Origin of the sequence: Planktothrix sp., from assembly GCF_046067725.1 — a bacterium.
Taxonomy (GTDB): Bacteria; Cyanobacteriota; Cyanobacteriia; order Cyanobacteriales; family Microcoleaceae; genus Planktothrix.
Genome location: NZ_JBJUDF010000172.1, coordinates 1 through 9,285, shown reverse-complemented (window position 1 = coordinate 9,285; position 9,285 = coordinate 1). Strand labels below are relative to the sequence as shown.

The window sequence follows — 9,285 nt, the reverse complement described above, 5'->3', positions numbered from 1 at the left end:
TTTAGCATCTTGAATTTCCGCTAAAACTTGTTCTTCAGCTTCTTTTTGAATGCGTTCTTTTAAAGCCATTGCTTCGGCTGGCCCTAACGCAATATGACGTTCAACATGATGGGCTATTTCATGACCAATAACACAAGCAATAGCCGAAGAATCTCCCGCTAATTGATCTAAAATACCTGTATAAAGGGCAATTAAATTAACTTCTGTTGCAAAGGCATTAATATTATATTCATTCACAATTCCAACCCGCCAAGGGCTATTATCTAAGCCATTTGCTCTGGCAATTCGTTCAACAACTCGATAAATAACATAAACATCTTCAGGAAGTTCTTCTCTGGCTTGTTTATAACGGTCATCAGTAGAGGGATTTTGAGCAATTAAAATCGAGTTGGGATGGAATGATTCTGCTAAAAGAGGCGAAGGGAAAAATAACGAACCCAGACAAGCTAAAATTGCTAATTTCTGAGTAGAATACAACCCCTGAAACATAACTGCACCTCCAGTGAAACCACAAGCGATGATTTGTAAATTGAGTTAATTTTAACACTTCAGATTGCTTTTGTCTAGGATAAATTAGACCAATTATTCACCAGAGATAAAAATGACGTCAAAACGTTTACAAAATTTTATAGTTAACCTTTCATCCAAGAGTTACGCTTAAAAATCCACAGTTGCAATAACAGAGAAATGGACTATTTAACAGAGTGGACAAAAAGTGGCGTTGACGCAGAACTTACCCAACTGAACGTAATTCCTTTGGATGGGTATCGTCCGTTAGATTATCTTCTCTATGCTGATACCCTTCCGCGATTAAATACAGGTCGTTTATCCCAACCCATTCTTAACCGTTATCAACACCTTTATGATGGGGGGTGGTGGTGTTCTGGGATTGATATTTTGACCGGAAATCCTGATTTATGGGGGTGTTTTAAACCGGTTAAACCTCGTTTAACTTCAGATGAACGTAAATATATTAAATATGAACATCCTCCCCATACACCTACGGGAATTTTTGCCTTAAGAATTACTCAAAATATCTGGGAACGAATCTCTAAAAAATATTCGATTAAAATTCAACCTTCAGATATTCAACCTCATCAACCGGATTTAGGATTCTGGCGATGGGTCATTCAACATCCCGAACTGCCATTATGTATTACAGAAGGAGCTAAAAAAGCAGGCGCATTATTAACAGCAGGATATATCGCTATTGCCCTTCCTGGGATTCATAGTGGCTACCGAGTCCCCCGCGATCAATATGGAAATAAAATTGCTAAACCCTTTTTAATTGAACAGTTACAGCAATTTACTTATCAAAATCGTAAGATTTATATGGTATTTGATCAAGATACTAAACCTCAAACAATTAAAGCTGTTAATTTAGCCATTTATCAAACAGGATCTCTATTAAATCAGGCAGGGTGTTCCGTCTATATTGTTAACTGGAATCCAAAACTAGGGAAAGGAGTTGATGATTTAATTTCAGCACAAGGTCAAAACAAATTTGATCAAGCTTATCAAGCTGCTACTTCCTTAGAAAATTGGAAAGCATTTTCCTATCATCGCTTAAATTATCTAGCTGATATAAATCTAAATACTCGTTATTTATCCTCTATAAAAATTCCTAAGACTGCTAAATTAATCGCCATAAAGTCCCCCAAAGGTAGTGGAAAAACGAAACGATTAGAAACTCTTGTTCAAGAAGCCATTAAACGAGGACAATGGGTTTTAGTTATTGGTCATCGAGTTCGACTGGTTGAAGCACTATGTCAACGGTTTGGATTACAATATATGAAATCCCCTATTATATCCCCTGATTCTGGTTTAGGATATGGATTATGTATTGATTCTTTGCACCCTAATTCTAGTGTTCAATTTGAAGCTAAAAATTGGTCAAATGGACTGGTTATTTTAGATGAAGTTGAACAAGTGTTATGGCATGGATTAAACTCAGAAACCTGCCAAAATCATCGGGTTTCTATTCTAAAATCATTAAAAACCCTCATGCAAAATGTTTTAGGTGGCAAGGGTCAAGTTGTAGCTTGTGACGCTGATTTAAGTGATACATCGATTGACTATTTAACGGCTTTATCTGGTGTGCATCTCCAACCTTTTATTATTCAAAATGATTGGCAACCTTCACCGGATGAAGCATGGAAAGTTTATAACTATTTAGGTAAAACTCCTGACCAACTGGTGAAAGACTTAGAACAACATATTGCGGAAGGCGGAAAACCGTTTGTTTGTTTATCAGCACAAAAATTAACCAGTCAATGGGGAACACGAACCCTAGAAACCTATCTCAAAACTCAATTTCCCGATTGTTCAATTTTGAGAATTGATTCAGAATCTTTAGCTGATCCTAATCATGCAGCTTATGGTTCAATGACTAACTTTAATCATTTGTTAAAATCCTATGATATTGTGTTAGCTTCTCCAGCAATTGAAACCGGAGTTAGTATTGAAATTCAAGATCATTTTACTTCAGTTTGGGGCATATTTCAAGGCATTCAATCTGAAAATTCTGTTCGCCAAGCACTCGGACGAATTCGAGGTAATATTCCCCGATTGATCTGGATAGCAAACCGAGGATTTAATCAAGTTGGAAATGGGTCTACCTCGATGAGTTGTTTACTCAGTAGTGGACAACGATTAACCCGTTTAAATATTCGACTCTTGCAACAATCGGATTTTGAAGGATTAGATGATTTAGAAATCGGATTTCAAGCTGAATCTTTACTGTGTTGGGCAAAAATGGCAGTGCGATTTAATGCAGGAATGGAAAATTACCGAACCACAATTTTAAGCGGACTAATAACAGAAGGTCATGAAATTATTGAAATTCCCGAAGCCAAGAAAAAACCAAAAAATGCGATTAAATCGACCGAAATTTTAAAAACAAAAAGTTCAGAACGTCCTAGTTTAAATGAACTAATTTTAGCGGTTAAAAACCAAAATTATCATGCGGAATGTTTAGCTGTTATTAACTCTCCAAACTTAAGCGACTGTCAATATTATTATCTTCAAAAACAATTAGTTAAAACTCCTGAAGAACGTCGTGCTATTCGTAAATATGAATTAAAATTACGCTATGGAGTGACTGTTACCTCAGATTTAATTACTAAAGATGACCAAGGATGGTATCAACAACTCAGAATTCATTATTTTTTAACCGTAGGTCGTCCCTATTTAATGGGTCGAGATGCCTTAATTGCAAGACGGTTAATGGAACAAGGACAAGGGCATATTTTTGCACCAGATTTTAATCGTTATCAGTTAGGATCGATGATTGGATTGATGGAATTATTAGGAATTCCTGCCTTACTAAAAAATCCAGAAAGAGACTTAAAAAATACTGACCATGACTTACAAACCGTTGCTGAAATTGCTCTAAAAGATCGCAATGCTATCAAAACAATTACCGGAATAGGACTGGCTAAAAATTCGAGTTCTATCACAATTTTACAACGTTTTTTAGATAAAATTGGCTATCGTTTAACTTGTGTTCGGGTGCAACGTCAAGAGAAAAAACGAGTCCGGGTTTATCGGGTTCTTGATCCTCAAGATCACCGAGATCAAATCTTTCAATATTGGTTACAATTAGAAGGACAATATCCAGGTCAGTTTGACACAAGAGTTGCTGAAAATTCTCTCAACCCAACTCCGTTTAAATTTACCCCGAATTATATCCAACTTTCCTTATTCAACTCTTAGTCATTGTGCTTCAGCACTTCTATCCAAAAACTGGGTTTTTACACACAATCTTGTTAATTACCCTAAATCTTTCGATCACAACCCGGTTTCTTTTAGGGGTAGGATAGGTAAACTCTCAAAACCGGGTTTTTACACACAATCTTGTTAACTACCTTAAATCTTCTGATAACAACCTGGTTTCTTTTTGGCAAAAAATAAGTTAAAATTAATAAAGTTGAGAGCATTACTAAACAATGAATACCCTATCAATTCCCACAATTGAACCGCAAACCGTAAGAAAAATTGGTGTCATTGGCGGAGGACAACTGGCTTGGATGATGGGAATAGAAGCTGCATCTTTAGGGGTTTCTTTATTTGTTCAAACCCCCCACACCACAGACCCCGCAGTTCCTTTCGTCGCCCAAACTATTTTAGGTGCAATTGATGACTCCACAGCAACCGCAGAATTAGCAAAATATTGTGATGTTATTACTTTTGAAAATGAATTTGTTGATTTAAACGCCTTATCTCAATTAGCAGAAAAAGGCGTTTGTTTCCGTCCTCGCTTACAAGCTTTATCCTTATTACTCGATAAATATGATCAATTAAGTTATTTAGAAAAAATCGGTTTACCCGTTCCTTTATTTCAACTTTTAACACCAGAAAATGGTAAAATAATTAATCATAATCTCGGTTATCCCGTTGTTTTAAAAGCTTGTCGTTATGGATATGATGGACAAGGAACTTTTATGATTAACAATGCTGAGGAACTCGCCCAAACTTGGGCAAGATTTAACTATCCTCCGATGTTATTACAAAAATTTGTTCCTTTTGAACGGGAATTAGCCGTTATTGCAGCGCGTTCTGTAACAGGAGATGTGGCGGTTTATCCCATTGTTGAAACGGTGCAAAAAAATCAAGTTTGTCATCGAGTTATCGCCCCAGCTAATATTAATAAAAGTATAGCAGAAGCAGCAGAAGCGATCGCAAAAACACTACTCAATAGTTTAGAAGTTATTGGGGTATTTGGAATTGAATTATTCTTAACAACTGAAGGAGAACTATTAGTTAATGAAATCGCACCTCGGACTCATAATTCAGGTCATTTTAGTTTAGATGCTTGTGAAACGTCTCAATTTAAACAACATTTAAGGGCGGTCAGTGGCTTACCTTTAGGAAATACAAGCTTAAACTGTAGTGGGGCTGTTATGGTGAATTTATTAGGGTTTGAAACTGCTAATAGTGACTATTTAGAAAAACGCCAAAAAATAGCCGAAATTCCGAATTCCTTTATTCGTTGGTATGGGAAAACCGAATCTCGTCCCGGTCGAAAATTAGGTCATGTAACCGTATTAATTCACACAGAACCCCATGAAAATATAGAAGAAAAAGCGAATAAAATAGCCGATGAAATAGAATCAATTTGGTACTCGTAGGCTGCGTAATTTCCACGCACGCACCAAAAACTTCGATTATGATTTATCAAAAAAACGTCTATCAATCCTGATTTCAGGATATTATATAACATGAAAGAAAGATTGACACTTAGTACCCATGCCAACCTCTATCTATTATATTCCTATTGATGAATCATTAGGAATGGCTAAACATTATTTTATTTCCTCCGATGGAACCTTTGAAAATTCAATTGGCTGGGGGCCTAATGGTGTTGAATATAAAGGTAAAGGAGTTGAATTAACTCCTGAGCAAGAAAAACGGATTTTAGACTATCCTAAATTGTTTGGAGAGTATAATATTCATCAAAATAATTGTGAAATGTTTGCTTGGTATGTGATGACAGGTCAACAATATTCTGGTCAAATTCAAGATAAAATTCATACAGCTATTGGAGCTTTAGCCGTTTCTTTGGTTCAACCTGTTTTAACAGTTCGTAGTTATGAAAGTTATCAATTAAAGCAGGCTATTGCTAACAAGTTAAATCAAGATTTAGAAACTGCTAGAAAAGAAAAACTGAAACAACAGCAAAAAGAGCGTGATGAATTTTGGCGAAAACGAGATGCCGGTGAATTGTAGATCTAATATTGTAGAAATACTACCAAACACTGATCTTCCTCAGACCATTGAATAATAATCGTGTATTTCATTCTTCTGTTTCCTGATGATTGAGTGTATTTTACTTCCTAACAAATTCGAGGTAACTGTTCTCCACTCAACATATCAATAATTCGTTTCGCCCCAATTGAACTTTCCATTGTCACTAAAGGCGTTGACGTTTTTTTAACAAAACCAATTAAACAAGCTTCTGGTATTTTAGCTTGTAAAATTGATAACGTTTTTTCAATATCTTTCTGAGGAACAAACACCGCAAACCGTCCTTCATTGGCAACATAAAGGGGATCAAAACCTAAGATTTCACACGCTCCTTTAACTTCTTCTAATACTGGAATTGCTGTTTCTTGAATTTCAATTTCAACATGAGCACCGATGGCAATTTCATTTAAGGTACTCGCTAAACCGCCCCGTGTTAAATCCCGTAAACAGTGAATTTCTATTCCTGCTTCTAATAATTTTAAAACCTCATCTGCTACCGGGGCGGAATCACTTTCTATTGTTGTTTCAAACTCTAATCCTTCCCGCACCGCCATAATTGCAATTCCATGTCGTCCTAAATCTCCATTAATAATCACTGCATCCCCCGGTTGAACTGATAAGGGATTAATGGTTAAATGATGTTCAATCATTCCGATACCCGATGTATTAATAAAAATTCCATCCCCTTTGCCTTTATCAACAACTTTAGTATCTCCAGTAACAATTTTTACCTGGGCTTGATCAGCCGCTTTTTTCATCGATATTATAATTTCCCATAACGTTTGAAGCGGTAAACCTTCTTCTAAAATAAAACTTACACTTAAATATAAAGGACGAGCCCCCGCCATTGCTAAATCATTAACTGTTCCATGAACCGCCATTGAACCAATATCTCCCCCAGGAAAAAAAAGAGGATTAACGACATAAGAATCCGTTGTAAATGCTATTTTATTGCCATTTAATTTTAGAGTCGCTGCATCATGTTCAACTTGGTTCGGCTCACCAAATATCGGTAAAAACATCTGGTCAATTAATTGACGCATGAGCTTACCTCCCCCCCCATGAGCGAGTAAAATATAAGGATATTTTTGTATAGGAATGGGACAACTTAAATTAAAGTCTTGATTAGATATCATAGATAGGTTATTAATAGAATTAAAATTAATTATACCTTAAAAATTTCCAAAATAGCAGATGAAACACTTACCTCTTGATCTTTATAAAGCTTGGCTTTATCTCACCCTTTTAGCCTTTGGTTTTATAATCGCTGGATGGCTTTTAACCGCATTTCAGGTGACAAGTTGGATGTGGTTTGTAACCTTAGTGTTGATTCTCCATCTCGCCAAAACAGGTTCCGAAGGCATTGTATTAGGTAGTGCTTGGATCATAGGAATCATCTTTTTTGGTGTTGTTTTCCAGATATGGCCTTCAATCTGGCCGAAAAAGATTCGCTGGAGCTTATTTCCTCATGAGTCAGGGACTCAACCTAAACCGTTGCTTCTTTGGCCTATAGGCTATATGTTACTCTGGCTATTTTCAACTTTACTGCTGCTCGGATTAGCTTTTGCTGATCAACCTTTGCAAACTTTAGGTTTAAATTCAAAACAATCTTTTTACAGTTTAATTTTCTTATCTTGGATTTGTTTAGGAATCGGTGTGTTAATCTTTAAAGGTAACCTATTTAATTTGATTTAAAATAGCCTTTTCTCAGTAACATCCGTATTAAATTTACAAAAATCAAGTATAAATATGGAGATACAACCGTATGAAATCCTTTAGTATTCATCAAGAACCCATTGAAAAAATTCCTTATCATGCAAAAACACCTGAACATTATATTCAAAAAATAGAACCCCAAATTTTATCAACATTTACTCCAGAACAATTAAATGCGATCAGAACAATATTAAATCATGCCATTCCTAAAAATTCTCCTAAAATTGTAGATTTAAGATTTGATGTTGACTTAGTGTTTTCTCGGTTCTATATTGTTTTATTAGTCGGGAAAGAACGTCGAAAAGGTAAACGCCATTACGTTACTCATGGCATCACCAAAGTCGGAAATTTCATAGCAGCAGTTTTTTTACTCATTGGTTTAAACTTAATGGTTAGCCTTTTTATTGGTTTATTCTTTTATTTGCTTAAATCAGCAGTTGGAATTGATTTATTCCGTCAAAGTCACATTATTGATCAAATCAAAAATTTCTTATTTTAATTTTTTGACGAGAAGTAATATGAAATCCTTAAATGTATGCTACCCATCTGTATGATGTAGAGACCTTTCATGGAAGGTCTCTACCTGGGGTTTAGGGAATCATCTATTCTATACAAAATGGGATTTAAGGTTCACTACTCTCTGGGGTTTGAGGTTGTTCAACGGATTTTTGAGCCGCTCGTTCTAATAATTCAGGAATTGTCACAAACGTATAACCTTGTTCTTTCAATTTTTTGATCACCGTTGGTAATGCTTTAATCGTTGCTGAACGATCACCCCCGCCATCGTGCATTAAAATAATGCCACCGGATTTCGCTTGTTTTAAAACATTATTAATAATTTTGTCTGATGAAGATTTCCAATCTTGAGAATCCACTGACCACATGACATTAACATGATTCTGCTTCAACACATAATCCACTAATCCATTATCTAAAACTCCCCCTGGAGGTCGAAAAATCGGACTTTCAACCCCAGTTAATTCTTCAATTAATTCAGCCGTACTGTCAATTTCCTTAGCAGCAGCAGCAGGACTATATTTTTGATAACGATGACTCCAAGTGTGGTTCGCCACAACATGACCCTCATTAACGACAGCTTTAGCAATATCTTTTTGATTTTTTAAAGCCGAACCTACCCAAAAGAACGTTGCTTTAATATTATTTTCTTTTAAAATATCTAAAATTTGAGGCGTGCTGTTAGGCCAGGGGCCATCATCAAAGGTGAACGCAATTAGTTTTTCTTCCCCTGGAATGGTTACTTCTTTAATTGTTTGACCTTGAAATTGTTGGGGAATATTATAACTAAAACGTTGATTTTTTAATTGTTCTAAGTTTTTTTGTAGATTGTTAACTCCTTGAGTCAGTGCTTGATCAATCGTTAATCTTGATGTTGATAACGGTTGAGAAAGTGTTTCTGAGGAAGAAGTTTGAGGTTTTTCAGAAATATTAGGAACAATCCTTTGAGGGGGTAAAGACTTTACGGAAAGGCTTTGTTGAGTGGCTCGATCCATCCTCAGATTAACAGGTAACATCACACCAACGGCAAAACTAGCGGTAGCTGCTACAAGAGCAAATAAGGCAACTTTCTGTTGTCGTAATAGAGGACTATACTGGGCCACGAGATTACTCCTTCACACCAAAATGAATTATAGGATTGAGATTGATCACACTGCATCTCAAAGGTTTACTGATCCACCCGTTAAATCAGAGCTTAGAGATGCATATTTTTAATAAAAAGTCAAGACCCTGATTACAAACGTAATCTTCTACATTTTGAGGGTTTAACGAGAATACCTCTAAAATCCTAATTCATAAGGACACTAA

Annotated in this window: 8 protein-coding genes; 5 read left to right on the top strand and 3 right to left on the bottom strand. The window is 35.8% G+C overall.

Annotated elements, in window-relative coordinates:
- A partial coding sequence (locus ACKPEB_RS10560; RefSeq protein ID WP_408964843.1) for a M48 family metalloprotease occupies nucleotides 1-489 on the bottom strand: 489 nt, incomplete at its 3' end.
- A 198-nt stretch (nucleotides 490-687) separates the two neighbouring features.
- On the opposite strand from ACKPEB_RS10560, the gene ACKPEB_RS10555 reads away from it, so the two are divergent.
- The 3 genes from ACKPEB_RS10555 to ACKPEB_RS10545 all read left to right on the top strand — a co-directional run bounded on the left by ACKPEB_RS10555 (nucleotide 688) and on the right by ACKPEB_RS10545 (nucleotide 5,727).
- Complete coding sequence (locus ACKPEB_RS10555) at nucleotides 688-3,714, top strand: plasmid replication protein, CyRepA1 family (protein WP_408964842.1); 3,027 nt, start codon at nucleotides 688-690, stop codon at nucleotides 3,712-3,714.
- A gap of 233 nt (nucleotides 3,715-3,947) precedes the next feature.
- Complete coding sequence (locus tag ACKPEB_RS10550) at nucleotides 3,948-5,129, top strand: 5-(carboxyamino)imidazole ribonucleotide synthase (protein ID WP_408964841.1); 1,182 nt, start codon at nucleotides 3,948-3,950, stop codon at nucleotides 5,127-5,129.
- A 118-nt stretch (nucleotides 5,130-5,247) separates the two neighbouring features.
- Nucleotides 5,248-5,727, top strand: a complete 480-nt coding sequence (locus ACKPEB_RS10545; protein WP_408964840.1) for an NC domain-containing protein — start codon at nucleotides 5,248-5,250, stop codon at nucleotides 5,725-5,727.
- Between the two features lie 107 nt (nucleotides 5,728-5,834).
- Here ACKPEB_RS10545 and hypE read toward each other — a convergent pair whose 3' ends face one another.
- Nucleotides 5,835-6,881 (bottom strand): hydrogenase expression/formation protein HypE, encoded by a 1,047-nt coding sequence (hypE, locus tag ACKPEB_RS10540; RefSeq protein ID WP_408964839.1) that lies wholly within the window; start codon nucleotides 6,879-6,881, stop codon nucleotides 5,835-5,837.
- 58 nt (nucleotides 6,882-6,939) lie between these two features.
- Between hypE and ACKPEB_RS10535 the strand changes: the two genes are divergently transcribed.
- Nucleotides 6,940-7,440, top strand: a complete 501-nt coding sequence (locus ACKPEB_RS10535; RefSeq protein ID WP_408964838.1) for a hypothetical protein — start codon at nucleotides 6,940-6,942, stop codon at nucleotides 7,438-7,440.
- A gap of 70 nt (nucleotides 7,441-7,510) precedes the next feature.
- The gene (locus ACKPEB_RS10530; RefSeq protein WP_408964837.1) at nucleotides 7,511-7,960 is read left to right on the top strand and encodes a hypothetical protein; all 450 of its coding nucleotides are present in this window, start codon (nucleotides 7,511-7,513) and stop codon (nucleotides 7,958-7,960) included.
- 124 nt (nucleotides 7,961-8,084) lie between these two features.
- Here the strand turns inward: ACKPEB_RS10530 and ACKPEB_RS10525 are convergent, their stop codons facing one another.
- On the bottom strand, nucleotides 8,085-9,080 hold the full coding sequence (locus ACKPEB_RS10525; RefSeq protein WP_408964835.1) for a polysaccharide deacetylase family protein: 996 nt from the start codon (nucleotides 9,078-9,080) through the stop codon (nucleotides 8,085-8,087).
- Nucleotides 9,081-9,285: the final 205 nt, after the last annotated feature.

Coding starts and splice junctions, on each gene's coding strand:
- ACKPEB_RS10555 (WP_408964842.1), top strand. CDS start 688: ATGGACTATTTAACAGAGTGGACAAAAAGTGGCGTTGACGCAGAACTT.
- ACKPEB_RS10550 (WP_408964841.1), top strand. CDS start 3,948: ATGAATACCCTATCAATTCCCACAATTGAACCGCAAACCGTAAGAAAA.
- ACKPEB_RS10545 (WP_408964840.1), top strand. CDS start 5,248: ATGCCAACCTCTATCTATTATATTCCTATTGATGAATCATTAGGAATG.
- hypE (WP_408964839.1), bottom strand. CDS start 6,881: ATGATATCTAATCAAGACTTTAATTTAAGTTGTCCCATTCCTATACAA.
- ACKPEB_RS10535 (WP_408964838.1), top strand. CDS start 6,940: ATGAAACACTTACCTCTTGATCTTTATAAAGCTTGGCTTTATCTCACC.
- ACKPEB_RS10530 (WP_408964837.1), top strand. CDS start 7,511: ATGAAATCCTTTAGTATTCATCAAGAACCCATTGAAAAAATTCCTTAT.